The organism is Sinorhizobium sp. CB7 (assembly GCF_041357635.1).
Classification (GTDB): Bacteria; Pseudomonadota; Alphaproteobacteria; order Rhizobiales; family Rhizobiaceae; genus Rhizobium.
The window spans coordinates 1-22,158 of the sequence record NZ_JAULLL010000036.1; the positions used below are offsets into that span (position 1 = coordinate 1).

At 58.7% G+C, this 22,158-nt stretch carries 22 protein-coding genes; 9 read left to right on the plus strand and 13 right to left on the minus strand.

Annotated elements, in window-relative coordinates; translation table 11 throughout:
* Positions 1–194: 194 nt before the first annotated feature.
* Positions 195–350, minus strand: coding sequence for a hypothetical protein (locus AAE029_RS35080; RefSeq protein WP_371077555.1), 156 nt, complete (start codon positions 348–350; stop codon positions 195–197).
* Between the two features lie 96 nt (positions 351–446).
* Positions 447–662: a hypothetical protein gene (locus tag AAE029_RS35085; protein ID WP_371077556.1), complete on the minus strand. Its 216-nt coding sequence runs from the start codon at positions 660–662 to the stop codon at positions 447–449.
* Between the two features lie 157 nt (positions 663–819).
* Here AAE029_RS35085 and coaD point away from each other — a divergent pair, with 157 nt between their 5' ends.
* The 5 genes from coaD to tgt all read left to right on the plus strand — a co-directional run bounded on the left by coaD (position 820) and on the right by tgt (position 4,743).
* Positions 820–1,332, plus strand: coding sequence for a pantetheine-phosphate adenylyltransferase (coaD, locus tag AAE029_RS35090; protein ID WP_371077557.1), 513 nt, complete (start codon positions 820–822; stop codon positions 1,330–1,332).
* A 10-nt stretch (positions 1,333–1,342) separates the two neighbouring features.
* A complete protein-coding gene (locus tag AAE029_RS35095) occupies positions 1,343–1,915 on the plus strand; it encodes a peptidylprolyl isomerase (RefSeq protein WP_371077558.1) in 573 nt (190 codons plus the stop codon).
* 34 nt (positions 1,916–1,949) lie between these two features.
* The gene (locus AAE029_RS35100) at positions 1,950–2,459 is read left to right on the plus strand and encodes a peptidylprolyl isomerase (protein ID WP_371077559.1); all 510 of its coding nucleotides are present in this window, start codon (positions 1,950–1,952) and stop codon (positions 2,457–2,459) included.
* A gap of 71 nt (positions 2,460–2,530) precedes the next feature.
* Positions 2,531–3,616 (plus strand): tRNA preQ1(34) S-adenosylmethionine ribosyltransferase-isomerase QueA, encoded by a 1,086-nt coding sequence (queA, locus tag AAE029_RS35105; protein WP_371077560.1) that lies wholly within the window; start codon positions 2,531–2,533, stop codon positions 3,614–3,616.
* The gene (gene tgt / locus AAE029_RS35110; protein WP_371077561.1) at positions 3,613–4,743 is read left to right on the plus strand and encodes a tRNA guanosine(34) transglycosylase Tgt; all 1,131 of its coding nucleotides are present in this window, start codon (positions 3,613–3,615) and stop codon (positions 4,741–4,743) included. The genes queA and tgt overlap by 4 nt, the downstream gene beginning before the upstream one ends.
* Before the next feature lie 3 nt (positions 4,744–4,746).
* Here the strand turns inward: tgt and AAE029_RS35115 are convergent, their stop codons facing one another.
* The 3 genes from AAE029_RS35115 to AAE029_RS35125 all read right to left on the minus strand — a co-directional run bounded on the left by AAE029_RS35115 (position 4,747) and on the right by AAE029_RS35125 (position 7,074).
* Positions 4,747–5,175 carry a DUF4864 domain-containing protein gene (locus AAE029_RS35115; protein ID WP_371077562.1) on the minus strand — a complete coding sequence of 143 codons (429 nt, stop codon included), beginning with the start codon at positions 5,173–5,175 and terminating at the stop codon, positions 4,747–4,749.
* Between the two features lie 107 nt (positions 5,176–5,282).
* On the minus strand, positions 5,283–6,548 hold the full coding sequence (gene fabF / locus AAE029_RS35120; protein ID WP_371077563.1) for a beta-ketoacyl-ACP synthase II: 1,266 nt from the start codon (positions 6,546–6,548) through the stop codon (positions 5,283–5,285).
* 19 nt (positions 6,549–6,567) lie between these two features.
* Positions 6,568–7,074 carry a winged helix-turn-helix transcriptional regulator gene (locus tag AAE029_RS35125; RefSeq protein WP_371077564.1) on the minus strand — a complete coding sequence of 169 codons (507 nt, stop codon included), beginning with the start codon at positions 7,072–7,074 and terminating at the stop codon, positions 6,568–6,570.
* A 138-nt stretch (positions 7,075–7,212) separates the two neighbouring features.
* Between AAE029_RS35125 and AAE029_RS35130 the strand changes: the two genes are divergently transcribed.
* Positions 7,213–7,422 carry a SlyX family protein gene (locus tag AAE029_RS35130; RefSeq protein WP_371077565.1) on the plus strand — a complete coding sequence of 70 codons (210 nt, stop codon included), beginning with the start codon at positions 7,213–7,215 and terminating at the stop codon, positions 7,420–7,422.
* Positions 7,423–7,524: 102 nt separating this feature from the next.
* On the opposite strand, the gene AAE029_RS35135 is transcribed toward AAE029_RS35130, so the two are convergent.
* The 3 genes from AAE029_RS35135 to AAE029_RS35145 all read right to left on the minus strand — a co-directional run bounded on the left by AAE029_RS35135 (position 7,525) and on the right by AAE029_RS35145 (position 10,475).
* The gene (locus tag AAE029_RS35135) at positions 7,525–8,520 is read right to left on the minus strand and encodes a 2-dehydropantoate 2-reductase (RefSeq protein ID WP_371077566.1); all 996 of its coding nucleotides are present in this window, start codon (positions 8,518–8,520) and stop codon (positions 7,525–7,527) included.
* A gap of 263 nt (positions 8,521–8,783) precedes the next feature.
* A complete protein-coding gene (locus AAE029_RS35140; RefSeq protein ID WP_371077567.1) occupies positions 8,784–9,683 on the minus strand; it encodes an SDR family NAD(P)-dependent oxidoreductase in 900 nt (299 codons plus the stop codon).
* 60 nt (positions 9,684–9,743) lie between these two features.
* Entirely contained in the window at positions 9,744–10,475 is a 732-nt protein-coding gene (locus AAE029_RS35145) for an SDR family oxidoreductase (RefSeq protein WP_371077568.1), read from the minus strand.
* A gap of 461 nt (positions 10,476–10,936) precedes the next feature.
* Between AAE029_RS35145 and AAE029_RS35150 the strand changes: the two genes are divergently transcribed.
* Genes AAE029_RS35150 through AAE029_RS35160 form a run of 3 tightly spaced genes read left to right on the plus strand, consistent with a single transcriptional unit; the run spans position 10,937 to position 14,732 of the window.
* Positions 10,937–11,542: a (2Fe-2S)-binding protein gene (locus AAE029_RS35150; RefSeq protein ID WP_371077569.1), complete on the plus strand. Its 606-nt coding sequence runs from the start codon at positions 10,937–10,939 to the stop codon at positions 11,540–11,542.
* Positions 11,539–12,528: a xanthine dehydrogenase family protein subunit M gene (locus tag AAE029_RS35155; protein WP_371077570.1), complete on the plus strand. Its 990-nt coding sequence runs from the start codon at positions 11,539–11,541 to the stop codon at positions 12,526–12,528. The genes AAE029_RS35150 and AAE029_RS35155 overlap by 4 nt, the downstream gene beginning before the upstream one ends.
* A 2-nt stretch (positions 12,529–12,530) precedes the next feature.
* Positions 12,531–14,732 (plus strand): xanthine dehydrogenase family protein molybdopterin-binding subunit, encoded by a 2,202-nt coding sequence (locus AAE029_RS35160; protein WP_371077571.1) that lies wholly within the window; start codon positions 12,531–12,533, stop codon positions 14,730–14,732.
* A gap of 144 nt (positions 14,733–14,876) precedes the next feature.
* On the opposite strand, the gene AAE029_RS35165 is transcribed toward AAE029_RS35160, so the two are convergent.
* The 5 genes from AAE029_RS35165 to AAE029_RS35185 form a co-directional block, all read right to left on the minus strand.
* On the minus strand, positions 14,877–15,803 hold the full coding sequence (locus AAE029_RS35165) for a helix-turn-helix domain-containing protein (protein WP_371077572.1): 927 nt from the start codon (positions 15,801–15,803) through the stop codon (positions 14,877–14,879).
* A gap of 501 nt (positions 15,804–16,304) precedes the next feature.
* Positions 16,305–17,426 carry a branched-chain amino acid ABC transporter substrate-binding protein gene (locus tag AAE029_RS35170; RefSeq protein ID WP_371077573.1) on the minus strand — a complete coding sequence of 374 codons (1,122 nt, stop codon included), beginning with the start codon at positions 17,424–17,426 and terminating at the stop codon, positions 16,305–16,307.
* A 176-nt stretch (positions 17,427–17,602) separates the two neighbouring features.
* On the minus strand, positions 17,603–18,532 hold the full coding sequence (locus AAE029_RS35175; protein ID WP_371077574.1) for a glutaminase: 930 nt from the start codon (positions 18,530–18,532) through the stop codon (positions 17,603–17,605).
* Positions 18,533–18,937: 405 nt separating this feature from the next.
* Entirely contained in the window at positions 18,938–19,933 is a 996-nt protein-coding gene (locus AAE029_RS35180) for a hypothetical protein (protein ID WP_371077575.1), read from the minus strand.
* A gap of 331 nt (positions 19,934–20,264) precedes the next feature.
* Positions 20,265–21,965, minus strand: coding sequence for a flagellin (locus AAE029_RS35185; protein ID WP_371077576.1), 1,701 nt, complete (start codon positions 21,963–21,965; stop codon positions 20,265–20,267).
* Positions 21,966–22,158: the final 193 nt, after the last annotated feature.

A 22,158-nucleotide genomic window follows, 5' to 3' on the forward strand; every position in this document is an offset into this window, starting at 1 on the left:
CAAATGGTGCAGGACCGATATTCAGAATACGCTGTGTTTCTGATTGAACGGCTTTTTCTGCTCGTCTTCCTGACGGAGCGCCGAGACGGTAGAAGCCACAGACACGATGAACATGATACTGATGAGAGCAGTAAGCAGTGTTAGGATCGTGAACATGTGTACTCCTTTCCTTGTCTCCGGCGCTAGCTTAATTCCTAGTATTGCCTGGCAATTACCGACTTAGCCGAAGCATAAGGGCCGTATATTTTGGCCTCTTCTGGCTTTTTATTATAGAGGGTAATCGTTGCAGTTAACATGCCTGTAATCATTGCCATCCAAACTACGTTAATCATGGTAATTTTATCAGGCATATTCTTTATTCCTTCTTATAAAGAGCTGAAGCCCTAGTTAGTTGACGGGTTAACGCGGCTGCTCGCAAATGGTTCCCCCGAATGTTCACGGGGGGTTTACCAACGTCGATCTGAAGCAACCTTGAATGTTCTGTTCATCTGGCGTTCAGATTCGCGCCCTTGGCCCCGAGGGTTGGTCCACTCGATTTCATAGTTGTCGGCAAGGTGTACGACCGCCAGTTCGATGCAGATGGAAGCAACGATGGCGAATGCAACGAGAACGACCAGCATGTCCGTATGTCCCTTCAAGTCGAGGCGTTCTGTGCGCCTCATGATGAAAGCCATTAAGCCAGATGCCATCTGAAACGGCCTTGAACGCAGCGTTCATTCCCCATTCAGAAGGGCAGGCGATCCGCCGCCTTCGGCCTTGCAAATCACTTGCGATACAGCCACATCCGTGACAAAAGGCGGGAAACTACGGTCGGGCGCGATGACGACAGCTTTCTATCCAGGGTCCTTCGACCCGATCACCAACGGGCATGTGGATGTTCTCGTCCAGGCGCTGAACGTCGCCTCCACGGTCATTGTCGCAATCGGCATCCACCCCGGCAAATCGCCGCTGTTTTCCTTCGAGGAGAAGGCCGATCTCATTCGCCAATCGCTGGCGGAAGCGCTGCCAGAGAAAGTGGGGAACATTTCGGTCGTCGCGTTCGACAATCTCGTGGTCGATGCAGCGCGATCCTACGGCGCAACCCTACTCGTGCGCGGCCTGCGCGACGGTACCGATCTCGACTACGAAATGCAGATGGCGGGCATGAACCGGCAGATGGCGCCCGACATCCAGACGATATTTCTTCCCGCCGGCACGGCTTCGCGGCCCATAACGGCCACATTGGTCCGTCAAATCGCAGCTATGGGCGGCGATGTCAGCGCCTTTGTGCCGACGGCCGTGCTGCAGGCGCTCAAATCCAAGATGAAAAGCCAGGCGAAACATTCGCCCTGATGGAGCTCACATGAAACTCTTCTACCTTGCTTTTGCAGGCGTTCTCTATCTTGCCTCCTTCGCGGGCGACGCCTTCGCCCAGTCGAACGACGACTATCTGACGATCCAGCTCAAGGACGGTCCGGTCGTCATCCAGCTCATGCCGGACGTCGCCCCGAAGCATGTGGCGCAGATCAAGGCGCTCGCCAGCAAGGGCGAGTATGACAATGTCGCCTTCCATCGCGTGATCGAGGGCTTCATGGCCCAGACCGGCGACGTCAAGTACGGCAATATGGAAAAGGGTTATGATCCGAGCCTTGCGGGCACGGGCGGTTCCGATCTTCCGGATCTTCCCGCCGAATTCTCGAAGGTGCCGTTTGCGCGCGGCACTGTCGGCATGGCGCGCTCGCAGGATCCCAATTCCGCCAATTCGCAATTCTTCATCATGTTCGCCGACGGTTCCTTCCTGAACGGCCAGTATACCGTCGTCGGCAAGGTTGTTTCGGGCATGGAGAATGTCGACAAGATCAAGCGGGGCAAGGGCGACAACGGCGAAGTCACCGATCCCGACCGGATGATCAAGGTCACCGTCGGCAAGAAGTAGAAACGGGCGCAGGCCCAAGACAGGAGAATAAGAAATGGCCGAGATCAAAGATCCTGAGAACACCATCATCTTGGAAACCACCAAGGGCAAGATCGTCATTCAGTTGCTTCCCCAAGTGGCCCCCGAGCACGTTTCCCGTATCAAGGAACTGGCGCGCGAGAAGGCCTATGACGGTGTTGTCTTCCACCGGGTTATCGAGGACTTCATGGCGCAGACTGGCGACGTCCAATATGGCAAGCAGGGTGCCGAAAGTTTCAACCCAGGCCGGGCCGGAATGGGCGGCTCCTCGAAGCCCGACCTGAAGGCAGAATTCTCCGCAACGCCTCATGTTCGCGGCACCTGCTCGATGGCGCGCTCGCAGAACCCGAATTCCGCCAATTCGCAGTTCTTCATCTGCTTCGGTGATGCGCCCTGGCTGAACAAGCAATATTCGGTCTGGGGTCAGGTCATCGAAGGCATGGACAACGTCGACAAGATCAAGCGCGGCGAGCCGGTGCGCGATCCCGATTCCATCGTCTCAATGCGGGTTGCCGCCGACGTCTGATTGTGATTTCTGCTGAAACCCGCCCCACGCTCGCGGCGTGGGGCGGGTTTCGCTTTGTTTGAAAGTGCCCTATGCGCGTCGACCTTTTCGATTTCGAGCTGCCGGATGAACGGATTGCGCTCAGGCCCGCCGAGCCGCGCGACAGCGCGCGCCTGCTGGTCGTCGATCCCTCGGCTGCCCATGTCCTCTCGGATCATCGGGTGAGCGATCTTCCGTCCTTCCTCAGGGCGGGAGATGTTTTGGTCTTCAACGATACCAAAGTCATCCCGGCGCAACTCGAAGGCATCCGTCATCGCGACGGCGCTCCCGGCCAGCAAGTTTCGGCAACCCTGCACATGCGCACCAGTCCGAACCGCTGGAAGGCTTTCGCGAAGCCCGGGAAGCGCATAAAGGTCGGCGATCGCATCGGTTTCGGCCACAGCGGAACGAGCTGTTTCCTCGGATCGCTCGATGCGACAGTCGAGGAAAAGAGTGTGGGCGGCGAGATCACGCTGGCGTTCGATCTATCAGGCCCGGCCCTGGATGAGGCGATCGCTGCCGTCGGCCATGTCCCGCTGCCGCCCTATATTGCCGCCAAACGCGCCGAGGACGAGCGCGACCGCACGGATTATCAGACGATCTATGCCCGCGAGGAGGGCGCTGTCGCCGCTCCGACGGCCGGATTGCATTTTACGCAGGCGTTGTTTGAGGCGCTGGACAAGGCGGGGATTGAGCGGCATTTCGTGACGTTGCATGTCGGTGCAGGAACCTTCCTGCCGGTCAAGGCGGACGACACGGACGATCACAAGATGCATCTGGAAATCGGCCACGTGAGCGCTGAGACCGCCGCCAGGCTGAACACCGTGAGGGCGAGGGGCGGGCGCATCGTCTGCGTCGGCACGACGTCGCTCCGTCTTCTTGAAAGCGCAGCGGAAGAGGGCGGTACGATCAAGGCGTGGTCGGGCCCCACCGGTATTTTCATCACGCCCGGCTATCGCTTCAAGGCTGTTGATATGCTGATGACCAATTTCCATCTGCCGCGCTCGACGCTCTTCATGCTCGTCTCGGCCTTTGCCGGCCTCGACACCATGCGGGCCGCCTATCATCATGCAGTCGAGACCGGTTACCGCTTCTATTCCTACGGCGATGCCAGCCTGCTTTTCCGGAAAGACCAATGACAGAGACTTTTCAATTCACGCTGAAGAAGACCGATGGCGGGGCGCGCCTTGGCGAAATCTCGATGCCGCGCGGCACGATTCGCACACCGGCCTTCATGCCCGTCGGCACCGTTGGCACCGTGAAGGCGATGTATCTCGACCAGGTGCGCGAAACCGGCGCCGATATCATTCTTGGCAATACCTATCATCTGATGCTGCGGCCCACGGCCGAGCGCGTCGCAAGGCTTGGCGGCCTGCATAAGCTTATCCGCTGGCCGCTGCCGATCCTGACCGATTCCGGCGGCTTCCAGGTGATGTCGCTCGCCGGCCTGCGCAAGCTCGATGAAGAGGGCGTAACCTTCAAGTCGCATGTCGACGGCAGTCTGCATCACATGTCGCCGGAGCGCTCGATCGAGATACAGGGGCTGCTCGATTCCGATATTCAGATGCAGCTCGATGAATGCGTGGCTTTGCCCGCCGAGCCGAAAGAAATCGAGCGCGCCATGGAGCTTTCTCTGCGCTGGGCGGAGCGTTGCAAGGTTGCCTTCGGTGATCAGCCCGGCAAGGCGATGTTCGGCATCGTGCAGGGCGGCGACGTTCCAGAGCTGCGCATCCGTTCGGCGGAAGGCTTGAAGGAGCTCGACCTCAAGGGTTACGCGGTCGGCGGGCTTGCCGTCGGCGAGCCGCAGGACGTGATGCTCAAAATGCTGGAGATCACCCTTCCAGTGCTGCCATCGGACAGACCGCGCTATCTCATGGGCGTCGGTACGCCAGAGGATATTCTGAAATCGGTTGCGCGCGGCATCGACATGTTCGACTGCGTGATGCCGACGCGCTCCGGCCGTCACGGTCTCGCCTTCACGCGCCGCGGCAAGGTCAATATCCGTAATGCCCGTCACGCCGAGGATCTGCGGCCGCTCGATGAGGAATCGAGTTGCCCCGCCTCGCGTGACTATTCGCGCGCCTACCTGCACCACCTCGTTCGCTCCAACGAGGCACTCGGCGGCATGCTGCTGTCGTGGAACAATCTCGCCTATTATCAGGAGCTGATGCAGGGCATTCGTAAGGCGATCGCCGAGGGCCGCTTCTCCGATTTCATGGCCGAGACTCAGGAAATGTGGGCAAGAGGCGATCTCGAGCCGGCCTGATCCTCAGATCCCCTTGCTCTGCGTGTTCGGCACGATTTCGACGCCGTTGATCTTGTAGTCGCCGCCCGGCTGGCGGGCGAGCTGATAAAGCGCCGTCCAGTCCTTGCCATCGCGACCGGTGATCAGCACCTCGTGATAGATGATGGCGCCGTCATCGATCGATTTGCTACGGCCGAACGCGTAGTTACCAGGATGATAGACTGGCTCGTAACTTTTCTTCACCATCGCGAAGAAGCTTTCCTTGTCAGGATAGAGGGCCTTGATCGCCGGCGCAGCGAAGGAATAGGCCTTTTCCGCATCATCGTGAAGAAAAGCGTTGATCTGTTCCTCGATCAGGGTTCGCGTGGTCTCTAGCGGATCCTCCGCCGATGCGAAAACCGCAAATCCGATAAATGCGGCACACAGGACGAGAACTGCGAGTAAGGCGCGCATGGGCGACCTCCGGAAGTCGATCCAGAAAAGTGTAGCGCGCTTTTTGCCGATGGAAAGTGGGATTGTCGTGGGCCATCAGCACATAGGTCAGATGAGATATGTGCGGACTAATACCAACGGCGGAAGAGGGCGCTCGCATTGACGCCACCGAAGCCGAAGCCGTTGGATATGGCATGTTCCATGGCCATCGGGCGTGCTTCTGTGCCGACCAGATCGATGCCGTCTGCCGCAGGATCCGGTTCCTGCAGATTGCGCGTCGGCGGGGCGATTTGATCGCGCAGCGCCATGATGGTGAAGACCGCTTCGAGGCCGCCGGCAGCACCCAGCAGATGGCCGGTCGCCGATTTCGTGGCGCTGACGGCAATTGCGCCATCACGACCGAAAACGGTCTTGATCGCCTCGATCTCACCGCGGTCGCCGACCGGCGTCGAGGTGGCATGGGCGTTGAGATGCTGGACATCGCGCGGTGAAAGACGCGCTTGCACCAGCGCTGCCTGCATCGCACGGCGCGCACCGTCGCCATCCTCCGGACCGGACGTCATGTGATAGGCATCGGCGGCCGTGCCGTAGCCCACGAGTTCGGCGAGCGGCGTGGCGCCACGCGCAAGCGCATGTTCAAGCGTCTCGATGACGATCACGCCTGCGCCTTCGCCCATCACGAAACCGTCACGCTGCGTGTCGAAAGGACGGGAGGCCTGATCCGGGCGATCGTTGAAGCCGGTCGATAGCGCCCGGGCGGCCGCGAAACCTCCAAGGCTCACCTTGTCTATGCAAGCTTCGGCGCCGCCGCAGATGGCGACATCGGCCTCACCGGAGCGAATGAGCCGCGCTGCATCGCCGATCGCCTGAACGCTTGCCGCACAGGCGGTCACCGGAGCGCCGAGCGGCCCCTTGTAGCCGTAGCGGATGCTGACCTGACCCGCCGCGAGATTGACGAGAAAGGAGGGAACGGTGAAGGGCGATAGGCGGCGGACACCCCGGGTCTCAGCCGTGCGCACCGCGTCGGCGATCGCTGGGAATCCGCCGATTCCGGAAGCAATGATTGTGGCCGTGCGCTCGAGACCGCGGGTATCGGTCGGCTGCCATCCGGCCTGCTTCACAGCCTCTTCGGTCGCCGCAAGCGCAAAGAGGATGAAGCGGTCCATCTTCTTCTGATCCTTGACCGGCACGATACCGCTTGCATCAAAGCCCGCCACAGCATCTTCGGTGATAGAGGGCACAAGGCCGCCCACTTTGGCGGGAAGATCCGACACCATGTCATCGGGGAGGGCGACAAGGCCAGAATGCCCTTCGACAAGTCTGCTCCAGGCCGCGGTCACTCCGACGCCCAGGGGCGAAACCAATCCCATGCCGGTAACGACAATACGGTCCATCTTGTGCTCCTCTGTCCTTTCAGGCGTTCATGGTCAGGCGTCGCGCCCGTATATGCGCAATGCGCCGCTGAATCCCCTCATCGGCTGCCGGTCCTGGCAGCAAGATCGTGTTCTCAATAAGAATCGGTTTCCCGCTCACGGCGTCGATCAGAACCGCGTTGCGCTCCTTGCCGGTCGCCAGATCGCCGAGCCGCATCGCAACTTCGTCCTCGGGAAGGTGTCGGTTGCCCCAGGCAAAGAGCGCCATCAGCACCGGAAAGAAGTCGCGGCCTTTTTCAGTCAGGATATATTCATGGCGGCGCGGACGCTCGCTATAGCAACGACGTTCGAACAGCCCTTCGCTCGTCAGATGTTTCAGCCGCCGCGTCAGAATATTGGGCGCCACACCCAGGCTCCTTTGAAACTCATCGAAGCGGCTCAGTCCCTGAAACGCATCGCGCAGAATCAGAATGCTCCACCAGTCACCAACGCTCTCAAGCGCGCGGGCGGCGGGGCATTTGAAACCAATGAAACTCGTTCTTTGCATAGGATGGCGCTAGCACGGGTTACTATCATCATGCAAGTCACAATCGGAGGCGCCGTTGTCGGCTATCCTTGACTTTGTGTGCCCGCGCGTGAATTGAGCTGATGAAACAGGTCTTCCAGATGACAAGGGGATAGGATCATGGCCGATGTCACGGCGCGCGTGACGCAGCTCGAGGAGTTGGCTGCTCATCAGGCGAAAGCGATCGAGGAACTTTCGGATCAGGTCGCTCGGCAATGGAAGGTGATTGATCAGATGCGAGCCAAGCTCGATCATCTGGCGGAGCGCTTTCTCACGATGGAAGAGCAAGTGCGTGAAGCGCCGCCGGTGACGCGCCCGCCGCATTATTGAAACGGTGAGCCGTGTTCCATCGGCGGCAATTATCTTAGAGGATTCGGGCGGCACGATGCTGGCCCGATCTCGGCGTCAACACGTCTGGCGCAATACTCCAGTCTATGCGGCCTGCGCGAAGAGGCCGAGTTCTTCGGCCCTCAGGCGTGCGAGCCCGAGGACGCTGTCGATGAAGGGCGTCGGGATCGATACCATCAGGCCGATGTCATGCAGGACGGTCAGCAGCGCATCGATCTCGACCATGCTGCCACGTTCGAGATCCTGCAGCATCGACGTCTTGAAGGGGCCGATGCCTCTGGCGATGTCGATGATTTGCTCGGGGGTGGCGAGCTGCTTCAGTCCGAGTGCCTGGGCGATCCGACTTGCCTCTTCCATCATGTTGACGCACAACCTGTGCACGAGCGGATCGTTGATGATCTTGTCGCTGGTGCTCGTCGTCAGCAGGCTGATAGGATTGAGACTCAGATTACCGAGCAGCTTGAACCAGATGGCGCTGCGGATGTCGTCGGTAATGGCACATTCGAATTCGGCGCGCTCGAGCCATTGGGACAGCGTTTCGAGTCGTCGGCTCCATTTGACATGGGGTTCACCGATGATCAGCTTGCGACCACCATTGTGGCGTATGACACCCGGCGCAATCAGCGTAGCGGACAACTGCACGACGCAGCCGATCGCCTTGTCGGCGGGGATCGCGCGGCTGATGAGGCCGGCCGGGTCGAGCGTCGTCAGCGTCTGGCCGGCAAGCGGGCCAGAGGCGCCGGAGAAGAACCACCAGGGAAGACCGTTCATCGCCGTGACGACGGCGGTCTCAGGGCCGAGCAGTGGGCTGATCGCGGCTGCCACCGCCGGAAGCGATGGTTCCTTGACCGCGATGATCACATAGTCCTGTGGCCCGAGCATCGCCGGATCGTCGGTCGCATGGACGAAGGCCTGCAGGTCGCGGCCGCCCATCGTCAGGCGCAATCCGTCCTCCCTAAGGGCGGCGAGCGTCGCACCGCGGGCGACGACACTGACATCGGCACCGGCCCTTGCAAGTAAGGTGGCCATCATGCCGCCGACGGAACCGGCGCCATATATGCAGAATTTTGGTTTAGTCATCTTGAAATTACTCGCAATCTGAATTGACCAATCCTGGAGGTGAAGATCTCTCCGCGGAGATTGCTGTTCGCGCAGGACGCGCGATCAAAGATTTCATGCAGGGCGGGCATTACAGTTCAATTTCGAGAAGGGTGTTCAATGTTACAAATGCAATGCGCTTCATCTTCGAGCTCGGGTGCACCCGGCATGCAGCGGAGATCCTGCCGCAGGAGGAAAGGCCACCCTGTCCCATGGATGGCCAGTCCAGAACTCGTGATGCTTGCTCAGACCAGCTTCGCTGGCTTCAGGAGATTAGAGAAGCCGACGCGATGCAGCATCTCGGCTCTCAATCGATCGAGTACCGTGAAGCCGACATCGGCGCCGTCCTCGGTTGGATCAACGTGAACCCGGAACGGCCTTGCGCCAAAGGGAGCATCCACGATCTGCACGATCGCATCGGCAACTGCCGATGCATCGGCGTCAGGAGGGACGATCGCCGCAAAGGCTTCCTGTATTTTCGACGCGTATCCTGCGTAGGGGCCTGCATCGTATTCATCCGCGCGCCGCTGGTCCGCCGGTACGCCCGAATGTGCAAAATGATTGGTTCCGCTGGTGAAGGCGCCGGGCACGATGATCGATGTTTCAATGCCCCACAGGGCGAGCTCGCGCGCATACTGAACCGCCATTGCGTCCATTGCCGCCTTTGCCGCGAAATAGGGGGCCAGATAGGGCGGTGTCCCACCGGCAGAACTGCTGCTGGAAATCCAGACGAGCAAGCCTTGCCTCCGGTTGCGCAAATGCGGCAGGACCGCACGATTGACGCGCTGGGCACCGAGAACATTGATGTCATAGAGGTGCGCAAACTGCTCGGCAGTGAAAGCTTCGGCCGGGCCAAACGCCATATGCCCTGCATTGTGCATGACAACATCGATGTGGCCAGCTTCCCTGAGCACCTGTTCGACCGCGCTATCGGCAGAGGATTGGGACTGCACGTCCAGTTCGACGGTGCGCAGATCGACGCCATTGCCCTTCGAAAACTCGGCGATTTCCTCGACTTGGGCAGCGTTTCGGCCCTTGGTATCACGCATTGAGGCATAAACAATGTGGCCGGCCCTTGCGAGCGCCTCGGAGGTCAGGCGGCCGAAACCGCTCGACGCACCAGTGATGAGAATGACTTTGGACACGGGAAAAGCTCCTGTGAATGGAGGGGTGTGGACAGTGAAGAAATCGAATGCGAAACGATTTCAGAGAACGCCGCCGTTGACACGGATGATCTGGCCGTTGATCCAGGACCCATCCGGACCGGCAAGCAGCGAGATGACATTGGCGACATCGTCAGGCTGACCAAGTCGTTCGAGCGGCGAGAGCTTGACGAACCGGTCGATCACCTCTTCGGTCTTACCCTGCAGGAAGAGATCCGTGGCGATCGGGCCGGGTGCAACCGCGTTCACGGTGACACTACGCCCCCGCAGTTCCTTGACGAGGATGTGGGTAATCGCCTCGACGCCAGCCTTGGTCGCCACATAGCCGGCATAGGTGGGATGATAAAGACCCACCTGGCTCGATGAGAGATTGATGATCCTGCCGCCCGAGCGCAGGCGTACGGCGGCCTGACGCAGCGTGTTGAAGGTCCCTTTCAGATTGATGGCGACCATGCTGTCGAACATCTCGTCATCGGTCTCTGCGAGGGGCGCAAGCTTCATTATGCCGGCATTGTTGATCAGGACATCGATGCCCCCGAAGAGGGTTCCGGCCACGCTAAACAGGCGTTCGACATCCGCCTTGCTCGTGACATCAGCCTGGACGGCGACAGCATTCCCGCCGCTCATTTTAATCTGATCGACCAGAGAATCTGCAGTAGCAGCGTTTCCGGCATAGTTTACGACAACATTGAAACCATCCGCTGCCAGACGCTTGGATATGGCGGCGCCGATACCTCGCGAGCCGCCGGTGACAATTGCAGTTTTGTTGCTCATGGAATCCTCCAAAATCCTGATCCCTGCAAAGCCTGGAACCGGATGATTTCAGGTCGTACCGACCGGAAAATCTGGGCGGGATGTCGCCGAAAACCACGCACATTTTTCGGTGTCACGCTCCAGGCACCGCAGGGGGTAGACTGGCGGCGAGCAGAGACCGTTTCCATCGAACTGAGGTGCAGTCGGACTAGATACTGGTAGGAGGCTTCCTATACCTTCGTCTAGGTCGCCGACAGACGCGAAAGATAACAGACTTCGCCGCTCGAAGCCGGCCGGGATGCATAACCGCTATTGTATGCGCGGCAGTCCAGCTCACCCCTTTGGTCAAGCAGGAACGGCGAAGGTGAAATAGCAAAATCAAACGAACAAACAGCAAGCTTCTTCTAACGGGGCGATTGTCAATTGCGAGGGCAGATGAACAATCAAGGGTAATGATCGCATGAGCGAGGAAAGGACGATTGATGAACAATACGTCACAGATCAGAGGAAACCTCCCGGAAGATAGGATTTCAGCAAATACGGGAGGTTACGTCGCAGGCAGTTCGCCGGCGGCCGGCAAAAATTCTCTCACTTCCGTTGCATTCACGAGCGAGGTCGCGACCAATTTCACGTTGAATGGCAAGGCGTTGTCCCTCAGGCACGATCCGCGCGTCTCGCTGCTCGATACCTTGCGCGAAACGCTAGCGCTTTTCGGCGCCAAGAAAGGCTGCGATCACGGCCAATGTGGCGCATGTACAGTCCATGTCGATGGTCGGCGTGTTGCGTCCTGTTTGACCCCGATGGCGCAGATCGAGGGCAAGGATGTCGTCACCATAGAGGGCATCGCCGGCGCCGACGGTACGCTCCATCCGATGCAGCAGGCCTTCATCGATCACGATGCGCTGCAGTGCGGTTATTGCACGCCGGGCCAGATTATGGCTGCCATTGCCTGTGTGAAGGAGGGACATGCTCAATCCCGCGAGCAGATTCGCGAGTACATGAGCGGCAATCTCTGTCGCTGCGGTGCCTATGTGGGCATAGTTTCAGCAATCGAGGCCGTCGCTCAAAAATGGAGGCCCGAGCAATGAGGCCTTTTGATTATTTTCGAGCAACGACCCCGGCGGATGCCATTGCCGCGCTTGCGAGCGGAGGCGAGGGGACGCGTTTACTGGCAGGCGGAACGACACTCTATGATCTGATGAAACTCGATATCGAGCAACCGCAGAGGATCGTCGACATCAACGGGCTGGACCTGCGTCAGATAGAGGTTTCCAGCGATGAACTCATCTTTGGCGCCCTGTCGCGAATGAGCGATGTTGCCGAGGATCCGCATGTGACCTCGAACTATCCCGCACTTTCAGAGTCTTTATGGAAAGCCGCCTCGCAACAATTGCGCAATATGGCGAGCCTTGGCGGCAACCTCCTCCAGCGAACCCGCTGTGCCTATTTTCGACATGGTGCTCCGTATGCCTGCAACAAGCGCGAGCCCGGTTCCGGTTGCGCAGCCTTGGAAGGATTGAATCGAGGCCATGCCTTGTTTGGCGGCAGCGAAAGCTGCATCGCTACCTACGCTGGCGATTTCGCCGTCGCCCTGCTTGCGTTCGATGCCAATATCGATGTGATCGGTCCGAGGGGCGCTAGAAGCATTCCCCTGGCGGATTTTCATGTCTCTCCCGGCGCCGATCCGGCACGTGAAACCAGTCTCGAACATGACGAGCTCATTATGCAAATACGTGTTCCCGCGACTCCGGCTGGCCGAAACTCAACCTATCACAAGATCAGGGACAGGGAATCCTATGCGTTCGCGACAGTATCGGTGGCTGCCGCCATTCTGATGGAAGGCGGCTCAGTCTCGGAAGCTCGCCTGGCATTGGGCGGCGTTGCGACCAAGCCGTTGAGGGCAACGGCCGCCGAAGCATTTTTGCTCGGGAAACCGTTGACCTTGGAGACAGCTCGCGCGGCCGGAGAGCTCGCTTTCGAGGGGGCGCATGTCACTCATCATAACGCGTTCAAAATCGAATTGGGCGCGCGTGCCGTGGCGGACGCTTTGATGATCGCGAAGGGGAGAGCATGACCATGACAAGCAACGCTATTACCGACTTCCCGAGAGTGGACGCCAGGGACAAAGTTACCGGAGCGCCAATCTACGCAGCAGACCGAGTTCTGCCTGGCATGCTTCACGGCGCCTTCGCAGTGTCGACAATCACCAAGGGAAGACTCGAGAAGCTCGATCTTGCCGCCGCCAGCGCCGTACCCGGAGTCCGCCTGATCATCACGCATGAGACGGTCAAGGACAAAATGAAAAGGGTAGGCTTCTTGCTTGCAGGCAGCTATGCCTTCCAAAGCTTTCAGCCAATGTTATCCGACGCCATAGCCTATCGAGGTCAACCCGTTGCGCTCATTGTAGCAGAGACGCTCGATGCAGCGGTTCATGCGGCCTCGCTCGTGGAGGGGGTATATCAGGCGGAGCCCTTTTCGCCCTGCCTTGGCAGCGAGGGTGCCGTCGTCATTCCGCAGGCGCAATCGCCATTGCCGCAGCAACTTTTCGGCGACATAACCGTTGGAGATGCACAGGGCGCTTGGGACGAGGCTCTTACAACAACTGATCTGACCTTCCACAGCCCACCTCAGCATCAGAACCCGATGGAACTGGTCGCCACTGTGGCTACTTGGGATGACGATCATCTGACAATCTATGAGGGCACGCAGAACTCCGGCAGCTTGCGCCACGGCGTGGCGGAGATTTTGGGATTGGATCCGAGCCAAGTCACCGTTATCTCACCCCAGGTCGGGGGCGGTTTCGGCCAAAAGAACTCGCTTCAGATGCAAACCGCCTTCGCAGCCTTGGTCGCCCGGGAAACGGGAGCGCCCGTAAAGATCGTTGTGCCACGGCGGCAGCTCTTTCTTGATGCGAGCTTCCGTCCCGAGAGCTCACATCGCGTTCGGCTCGGTGCCGATTCTACCGGCCGCGTGACCTCTGCGATCTACGAAATCGATGCGCAAACGTCTCGTCATGACCTGTTTCCGCTCGATTACACCTCCAGCGGCGCCCGTCTTTTCGGAATCCCGAATTTCCAGGGACGCCAGCGGCTCGTTCAAACTGACGTGCAAACGCCAGGATATATGCGCGCACCATACGAGCACTTTTCGTCATTTGCGATCGATTCAAGCATCGATGACATGGCCCACAAGTTGGGCCGCGATCCGGTCGAATATCGGCTTGCTCACGACATCGCGACAGATTACGTCACGGGCCGACCACACTCGTCTCGATATCTGTCGGCCTGCCTCGAGCGGGGAGCCAGCCTATTTGGATGGAGCCGGCGAAAATCGGCGCCTGGATCAATGATCGCCGACAACGGCGATCTGATGGGATGGGGCGTGGGCGTTGGATGCTACAAGGCGGCCACCGCAGCGGCTATCGCGCGACTGCAAGTTTCGGTCGATGGCGGCGTCATGCTTACCGTTGGCGTGCATGAAATGGGCCAAGGCATTCGCAGCGCCCTGACACGCATAGTCGCCGAGAAGCTTAGCGTGCCTATGGAGAGCATCGTTGTCGTCATCGGAGATACCCGTGGCGCGCCGCAACACCTTACGGCGGGCTCATGGGGTACCGCAACCGCGGTGCCCGCTGCCGCTTCGGCGGCCGACAAGATGATGGAGGCGCTCTCGGCCCTGAATGCCGGCGGAATAAATTCGTCGCCCGCGGAGATCCTCAAGGCAGCCGGAAGGACTGATCTGTCCGTTGAAATCGAGCGTCCCGCGCCGGGCCTTCCGAAAGAGACATTGGCAAATCTCATGCGCGGCAGTGTTTCGGTAAGGGGCCCCGTTTATGACGCTTTCGTAAGCTACAGCCATATCGCACATTTCGTGGAGGTGCGCATCGAGCACTCGACACGCCGCATCAGAGTACCACGGGTCGTCAGCGTCGCCGATTGCGGCCGCGTCATTAGTCCGAGGACTGCCGCAAGCCAGGTACGCGGAGGTGTGGTCTGGGGCATCGGGGCTTCTCTGCGAGAGTCATCCGAAGTCGACATAAGATATGGCGGGTTTCTCAATACCGACATTGCTGAATATGTTATTCCGGTCAATGCCGATATCGGGTCGATCGAGGTTGACTTTGTCAATGAGCCGGACCCCCAGCTCAATGAAAGCGGCGTTAAAAGTCTCGGGGAAGTGGCCATGACCGGCGTAGCCTCCGCCATTGCAAACGCGGTCTTTCACGCCACCGGCCAGCGCATTAGAGATCTGCCGATCCGAATTGAACACACTTTATAAGCGCCGGGATATCGAGCATTGATCGAGTTGAGTTGACGTAGCCTCGAACACAACACCGCAACCGAAGCCGGTTTGAGATCTCGTTGGAACGCGAGGGGAGCGCTTCGCCCCTCGCGCCGGCCATAGAACAGGCGCGTCAGCGATCTAACCCGATCGTGATTGCGCCGTGGCACGGAACTGGCTTGGCGACATTCCGTAACGTCGGCGAAAGGCAGATCCAAAATGATCAATTCTGGGATAGCCGCATTGCCGGGCGACCTCGTCGACGCGTAGTGACGTCGTCGCCAGCCATTTGCAAGCGGCCTTCAGGCGAATCTGGACGAGTGCGGCGTGAGGGGTGCACCCAAAAGCCTTCCTGAAAACCCTTACGAAGTGGAATTTGCTGATGGCAGCCTCCTTCGCCAGCGCTTCAAGGCTAAGGTCTTCCGTGTAACAAGCCTCCATGAATTCAATCACACGCGCCAGTCGTGCATCGGACGCAGCAACGGCACTATATGAATCCCTTCGAGCAAAGCCTTCGGAATGATTGAGCAGAAGATGGGCCGCAAGCCAATGGATGACAGAGGCAACGTAAAGGTCGGGGGCGCCGGCCTCCATGGCGCGCAAGAGCACCATCATGCCGCTGGAAAGAGTGGGGTCATCTGAAGAAAGCGCCGATATCGGGCTCTCACAATAACGAGTGCCGGTCTGGCGGAATTCTTCGGCCGCTTCCACGAGAATACGATTGGGGAAATACAAATGAGCCGTGCGGTGCGGCCGGCGGCTGCCGCAAGAAGATAGCCGCAGCCGGGACGTCTCGCCGGACGGGGTCAGGCCGATTGAGCCTGGGATATAGATCGCCCCTCTCCATGCATTGCCGGCAAACGATTCTACCTTCCATGTCCCGTCGAGAGCCATGACCATAGTCTGATCGCTTGTCGGCAGTGTTTCGAACTGATCGCCGTCATAGAGTGCTTCGTGGACTTCAAGAAGCGCGGATTTCCACCCAACATCGGCGCTCGTCGATTTTTTCGCTGTGGGCAGTACATTTGCGCATAATAGGCTCGCATTATCGAAGGAATGATCTTTCAACTTTTACCTGTCCGTTCAGACTGTCGCGGGATATGGGGGAGGGAAACCAGCCGCTTGGCAATATCGATTTCATATCAGAGCTCATCGGAAGCAACCGTTGTGTCAGCAAGCCCCGCACGGTCGCATAACTCTATCTAACGATCCAATCTTTATGCTCAAAGCAATCGGCCGGTGTTGCGGCGGTCAATTTCCCGTGTGTGAATTACAGGATTGTTACAACACCGCTACGCACATGGTTTCCCTTGAAATAAAGGGCTAGAGCAATTCCAGGAAAAGTGCGAAGCGGTTTTCCGTCCGAAATTGCGTAAAAACAAAAAGTTGGAGCAGTTCTGCGCTTCCATGAAAAGCTGAAACGCTCTAACGACAGCGCAGCAGGGACGGGGCACCATCGCTCGCAGGTATCCAAAGGGCGCCTTGTCTCTGTCTAGTGACATTGTCGCGCCGGATTGGCATTGGGAAAGAGGCCGGCTGCGAGGGCAGCCGGCGGAACTATGTCAAGACCTATTTCATCATAGAATAACCGAGCTTACCGTCGGCGCCGGCCTTCCAGACGTACATGGTATAATCTTCGTCGCGGCGATCGCCTTTCTCGTCGAAGCGAAGCGTACCGACAACCGTGTCGATGCCTTCGTCCGTGTTCTTGAGAGCGTCGGCCACGTTCTCAGGATCGACGGAACCGCTGCGCTCCATACCAGCTTTCAGAACCTGCAATGCCGCGTATGCATAAAGCGTGTAGGTTTCGGGCTCGAAGCCATCCTTGCGGAACGCCTCGACGATGTCGTGCGCGCGCGGATTGAGCCGCGGATCGGGCGCGAAGGTCATCAGCGTACCATCGCCAGCCTTGCCGGTGATCTGGCCGAATTCGCTCGAGGTGATACCGTCACCGCCGATCAGAACGGCCTTGAGCCCTTGGTCCGCCGCCTGACGGACGATCAGGCCGCCTTCTGTATAGAGGCCACCGAAATAGATCACCTGGACGCCTGCTTCCTTCATCTTTGAGATGAGAGCCGAATAGTCCTTGTCCCCGACGGTGATGCCCTCATTGATAACTTCGGAGATGCCCGCCGCGTTGACGGCCTTCTTGACTTCGTTGGCAATCCCGCTGCCGTAAGCCGTCTTGTCATTGATGATGGCAAGCGGCTTTCCCTTGAGATTCTGGACAATGTATTTCGCGGCAACAGCACCCTGCTGGTCGTCGCGGCCGCAGACGCGAAATGTATTCCAGAGCCCTTGTTCGGTGAAGTCAGGATTTGTCGAGCCCGGCGTTATCTCCAGAATGCCGTTTTCAGCATAGACCTGCGAGGCCGGGATGGAGATGCCGGAATTATAATGACCAATCACGAATCTGACGCCGTCGGCGACGAATTTGTTCGCAACGGAAATCCCCTGCTTCGGATCCGACGCATCGTCGCCAAAACTCAGCACTATCTTTTCACCATTGATCCCGCCCTTGGCGTTGATATCCGCCACGGCTTTCTCCGCGCCTTTCCGGAATTGTTCACCGACGGCCGCATTGGGTCCGGTCAGCGGACCAGCGAGACCGACGGCGATATCCGCATGGGCAATGCCGGCAACGGCCAGAAACATGCCGAGGGCCAGCGGGAAGCTAGTTTTTATTTGCATAATAAGACTCTCCTGTTCTTGATCAAACAGGGTGTCTTATGTTGGCGTATTATGTCGGCGGGATTTCCAAATTAGGCGGGTAAATTTCAGCCGCAACATGTCTGCGCGGAAGCAGTGGAAATTTGATGAACCATGTCCTCCAAGACAAACTTTAGCAAGGCTATGTCATACGTGGTTCAATGGCCAAAAACGGACCAACCGGTTCGCGTCGCCAACATTTCGAGCGCCAACGAACCTATAAGCGAATTGCCGTTGTGATTGAGCCCCGGTGACCAGACGGCCATGGATGCCCGACCCGGCGCCACGGCCAGGATGCCGCCACCGACGCCGCTTTTCCCAGGAAGGCCAACTCGATAGGCGAAATCTCCCGAGCCGTCATAGTGACCGCAGGTCAGCATCAGCGCGTTGATGCGTCGCGCGCGCTGTTTAGAAACGACCGTGTGTCCTGTCAGCGGATTGCTGCCCGATGCCGCCAGGAAAAGGCCGGACTTGGCAAGCTGAATGCAGGTCATAGCCAGCGCGCAGTGGTGGAAATAGACGCCGAGCACATGTTCGACCGGGTGGTCCAGCTTGCCGAAGGAGCGCATGAAATTGGCGAGCGCGAAATTGCGATAGCCGGTGGCCTGTTCCGATTTGGCGACAGCAGGGTCGATCGCGATGGACTCGTCGTCGGCGAGAAAACGCACGAAGCGCACGATCTCGCCGATAGCCTCCCGTGGCGTATGTCCAGCCAAAACCAGATCGCTCACGGCTATCGCACCGGCATTGATGAATGGATTGCGCGGTTTGCCTTCCTCATGTTCGAGCTGAACGATCGAATTGAAAGCAGACCCGGACGGCTCCCGACCGACGCGATTCCAGGTTGCCTCGCCGTGCTTGCCGAGCGCTAACGTCAGGGTGAAGACCTTGGAAATACTCTGGATGGAGAAGGGGATATCAGCATCACCGGCCTTGAAGACTTCTCCGTCCACAGTCACGACTGCCATGCCAAATTTCTTCGCATCGACATGGGCGAGCTGGGGAATGTAGTCGGCAACCTTGCCCTCGCCGAGCCGCGGGGAAAGTTGCTCGTGAATCTCCTCAATGATTGCCTGCAGGTCTGCCATTGCTCACCCCGAATTCCATACGATAATTCGGTCTTACTATTCGAAGGCGTTGCCGGAAAGATGGTCGCTGGGCAGTACGTTCTTCAGCAACTTATATCCGCGCTATCGATCCTGTAGATCGGCCGTCATGGCAGCAGACTGCTGCGACCGGCTGGTCCAGTTTACACGGCCACATGCGGCGGGCGAGGCTATACATGCTTGAGCTTTGACAAGCCGCAGCAACACGATAACGAAAGGCAAGGTGCGATCCACTCCGGTCGTACAGGCGTGACAACACGACAACACGGCACAACGGTCAATTGGAAGGTGTTTGGCTTCAGCTTGCGATGCTTAAACCATGGCGACCGAGCTGCCGGGCGATTACGTCGGCGGGCGTTCGGCCCCGTGAAATGGGCCGTTATAGCGCTACGGCCTGAAGTGCTTCCGCAGGATCTCGGCCTTCTCGGGCCGAGCGGCGAGCTGCTCATATTGCAACGCCACGATGGCGGCGGGGTTGCTGTTGCGGGCCTGTGTCAATTCGGCGTCGAATTGCTCGACCGTGATATTGCCGGCCCGATACAGGGCCTCCGCCTGAACATAGAAACAAACAGGTTTGCCTGTGCTCGCCCGGACGTGTGCGAGCAATTGCTCTTTCCATCTCGTCGTCTGGCCGAGCATCTGCGTGAAGGCCATGGGGGCCACCATGTCCGCTTGCTGGGCTAGCCCCGGGACATCCTGGCCAGCCCGGCTCCGGATGGCGCCGTCGAGGTCTGTTTCTCGCCAGGGAAGGGTCTGGACGGCAAGCGCGATACCGGGCGCAAGGGCACCGATCTCGCCGAAGATCCGCTCAGCCACCTCGAGGATGCGCCGGCATTTCCAGTCTGCCCATGGCTGCAGCAGGTGGCGATGGATGTACGCCGATGGGTCCTTCCGGTCGATGATCTCCCCGCATGCCTTCTCGAAGCGCGACAGGCAGATCGGGCAATAACAGCCGTCTTCGATGCCAGCGGATGGACCATCGAGAGCGACCCGTTCCCAGAACACGAAGTCCCGGATGAAATCGAGGCTGACCACCGCCGGCGACAGCCTAGCTAGGTTCCCGCGCAGTCCCTCGATGGCGCCGTCGAGGTAATCGTCTCGGCTCGGGCACACGAAGTGGAGCCAGTCCTGGGCCGCACGCCTCCCGAGGCTGGTGACGGCGTAGGCGTCTGGATGGCGCTCGAGATACTTGAGATCGCAGAAGACCGGGATATTGAGCCATGAGCGCAGTCCGTGTCTGTCGAGCGCCTGGGCCATCCGCTCGTCTTCCAGGAAACCCGGGTGCAGGCAAGGTGTGTCGACGCCCCAATCCCTGCACGACCTGGCAAAAGCGTCCGCGTCGATCGCGGTGTCGAAGACCATCAGGCTGCGAAAGGGAGTCATGGGTTTAAAAGGTCGGTGTCGAACAGGAATATGAGTTCCATGTCGAAATATACTATGTTGCTTGTTGTCGACGTAAAAGATCCGATCGCCAAGATTATGACTGCGCATGAAGGTCCGGTTTCAAGCGTGGGCGTGTCGAACCTGTTTAGAGGCGCTGCATCTCCAGCCTCATCGAAACGCGACACTCAGCATTTCAATTTGCTCTGAAAGAAGCCCCCATCCGAGCGACTGGGCCGGATTGCAAGAGAGGAGCGGGGGAGGGTGGGGTACCCGGCTCTAGCTTCCTTGATCGCTATCCCCGAAACGAACAGTCAAGCCACGCCGGACTATGCTATCTGAACAGTTGCAACAGATTCTGAGGGGCGGAGTTGGCTATTCCCAACGACGAGATCGCGAGTTGCTGCTGGGTCTGAAGTGCCGCCAGACGTGCGGAGGCTTCCTCCATGTCCGTGTCGACCAGTTTTCCGACACCGCTGGTTATGGAATCTTGAAGTCGTTCCGTGAATTCGGACTGGATGCCGACCCGCGCTTGAAGCGCCCCGAGCGTGGAGCCGGCAGCGGCCATCTTCTGCAACATACTGTCCACCCCGCTGATGTAGGTGTCGAGGCCTATCGCGTCGGACGTAATGTCGAGGTCCAGAATGTTGAAGATCGCCACGTCGCCAAGGTTGTCCGTGGCGGGCCCCACTTCTATGGAAGCCTTTGAGCCGGCCTCCGGGTGTACGGCCCCGTCCGCCTCGAACTTAAGTCCAGATCCCGTGCTGGTCACCTTCACCCCCACGCCCTGTGCCGTGATTGCCGCATTCAGAACCGCCGCAAGATCTCCGGCAGAGGTGACTTCGCCCGTTGTTGTTCCAAGCGTGCTGTCGACCATATCCTTGTCGATGACGAGCGTCTTCGTGACATCGTTGACGGTGATGGGAACATGGATCACCACGGTGCGGACGATCCTGAACGGCCCCTCCCAGTCCGTCACCACGGCGGGCCGCGGGCCGTAGTTTGGCGACGTACTATCGAAAAGGCCTCCGGTACTTCCGTCTGCAAGAGTGGAAGCGACATTCGTCAGATACATGGAAGAGCCGGGTTTCCCCGAAGTCTCGCTTGTCCCGATCGAGTATTCGTCCGGGGTGAGGACACTGTGGCCCGCCGGAATTGCTCCATGAGGAACGAGCGCCTCCTGCAGCACACGGACAAACTGATCCCTGTTGCTTATGACTCCGTTTAGCGTCGGGAAGACCGAATCGACGAGAGAACGGTTGATCGTCACCGAGACCGTTGTTCCGGGATTGGGTGAAGGCGTTGTCGATGGATCGTCTGCATCGACGGTCATGTCGAACGTGATCGCCGTCGTGTCATCGGCAAAGATCAGCGGTCCGGTGAATTTGAACCCGGACTGCCAGGCATTATTACCAATCGAGTACACGTCGGCGTTTCTGAGACCGCCTATCGCTCCTGGACTCCTGCCGTCCTGCTGCAGGATTCCGCCGCCGGTCGAGTTGAAAAGGGAAATAGACGACAAGTCCACGCGGGAGCTTGTCACCCCGACCGAACCGTCTTCGTATCGCACGAAAGAGGACATGAACGCAGTGTCGTTCTTTGCGGTGTCGTAAATGTCCGCGATGCTCGTCGTGAACCAATTCTGCCCTGAGAAGCTCGACGATTGTGATATCGACACGAGCTGGCTCTTCAACTGTTCGAGCTCGGTCTGGATCTTCGCCTTGTCGACGCCGTCTTCCTTGGCAGCGACGAGCTTCGCCTTGAACTCGCTCATCACGTCGATGGCCGAATCCATTCCGGCATAGAACGTCTCTATCTTCGCCTGCGCCAGGCCGAGCGCGTCCGAAACCGCCGCAACGGCTTTTTCATCCGAGCGCATGGTCGTGGCGATCGACCAGTACGCGGCGTTGTCGGCAGCACTCTCCACACGCAAGCCTGACGAAACCTGGGATTGATTTTCACTCAGGTTAGAAGAGACCGAACGCAACGTGGCTAGAGCAGCCATTGCCGATGTGTTCGTCAATATGCTTGCCATGACTCTACCATTTGAAATCTATAGATAAAATGGCATCTTCATGAGCCGGAGGTACGGTCACGCCGCGTGACTGATTATGAGCAGTGCCGGTTAAAAAAACACGAATATGGTCCAGGAGAAGTTGTAATCCTGGAAGCATTCTGTACTAAATCTCTCAACCTGCGGAGGAGGTTATCCTCGTTCGTGGTTATCT

Coding starts and splice junctions, on each gene's coding strand:
- AAE029_RS35125 (WP_371077564.1), bottom strand. CDS start 7,074: ATGCAAAGAACGAGTTTCATTGGTTTCAAATGCCCCGCCGCCCGCGCG.
- AAE029_RS35080 (WP_371077555.1), bottom strand. CDS start 350: ATGCCTGATAAAATTACCATGATTAACGTAGTTTGGATGGCAATGATT.
- AAE029_RS35185 (WP_371077576.1), bottom strand. CDS start 21,965: ATGGCAAGCATATTGACGAACACATCGGCAATGGCTGCTCTAGCCACG.
- AAE029_RS35100 (WP_371077559.1), top strand. CDS start 1,950: ATGGCCGAGATCAAAGATCCTGAGAACACCATCATCTTGGAAACCACC.
- fabF (WP_371077563.1), bottom strand. CDS start 6,548: ATGGACCGTATTGTCGTTACCGGCATGGGATTGGTTTCGCCCCTGGGC.
- coaD (WP_371077557.1), top strand. CDS start 820: ATGACGACAGCTTTCTATCCAGGGTCCTTCGACCCGATCACCAACGGG.
- AAE029_RS35085 (WP_371077556.1), bottom strand. CDS start 662: ATGAGGCGCACAGAACGCCTCGACTTGAAGGGACATACGGACATGCTG.
- AAE029_RS35135 (WP_371077566.1), bottom strand. CDS start 8,520: ATGACTAAACCAAAATTCTGCATATATGGCGCCGGTTCCGTCGGCGGC.
- tgt (WP_371077561.1), top strand. CDS start 3,613: ATGACAGAGACTTTTCAATTCACGCTGAAGAAGACCGATGGCGGGGCG.
- AAE029_RS35130 (WP_371077565.1), top strand. CDS start 7,213: ATGGCCGATGTCACGGCGCGCGTGACGCAGCTCGAGGAGTTGGCTGCT.
- AAE029_RS35160 (WP_371077571.1), top strand. CDS start 12,531: ATGACAAGCAACGCTATTACCGACTTCCCGAGAGTGGACGCCAGGGAC.
- AAE029_RS35155 (WP_371077570.1), top strand. CDS start 11,539: ATGAGGCCTTTTGATTATTTTCGAGCAACGACCCCGGCGGATGCCATT.
- queA (WP_371077560.1), top strand. CDS start 2,531: ATGCGCGTCGACCTTTTCGATTTCGAGCTGCCGGATGAACGGATTGCG.
- AAE029_RS35115 (WP_371077562.1), bottom strand. CDS start 5,175: ATGCGCGCCTTACTCGCAGTTCTCGTCCTGTGTGCCGCATTTATCGGA.
- AAE029_RS35145 (WP_371077568.1), bottom strand. CDS start 10,475: ATGAGCAACAAAACTGCAATTGTCACCGGCGGCTCGCGAGGTATCGGC.
- AAE029_RS35150 (WP_371077569.1), top strand. CDS start 10,937: ATGAACAATACGTCACAGATCAGAGGAAACCTCCCGGAAGATAGGATT.
- AAE029_RS35180 (WP_371077575.1), bottom strand. CDS start 19,933: ATGACTCCCTTTCGCAGCCTGATGGTCTTCGACACCGCGATCGACGCG.
- AAE029_RS35095 (WP_371077558.1), top strand. CDS start 1,343: ATGAAACTCTTCTACCTTGCTTTTGCAGGCGTTCTCTATCTTGCCTCC.
- AAE029_RS35175 (WP_371077574.1), bottom strand. CDS start 18,532: ATGGCAGACCTGCAGGCAATCATTGAGGAGATTCACGAGCAACTTTCC.
- AAE029_RS35170 (WP_371077573.1), bottom strand. CDS start 17,426: ATGCAAATAAAAACTAGCTTCCCGCTGGCCCTCGGCATGTTTCTGGCC.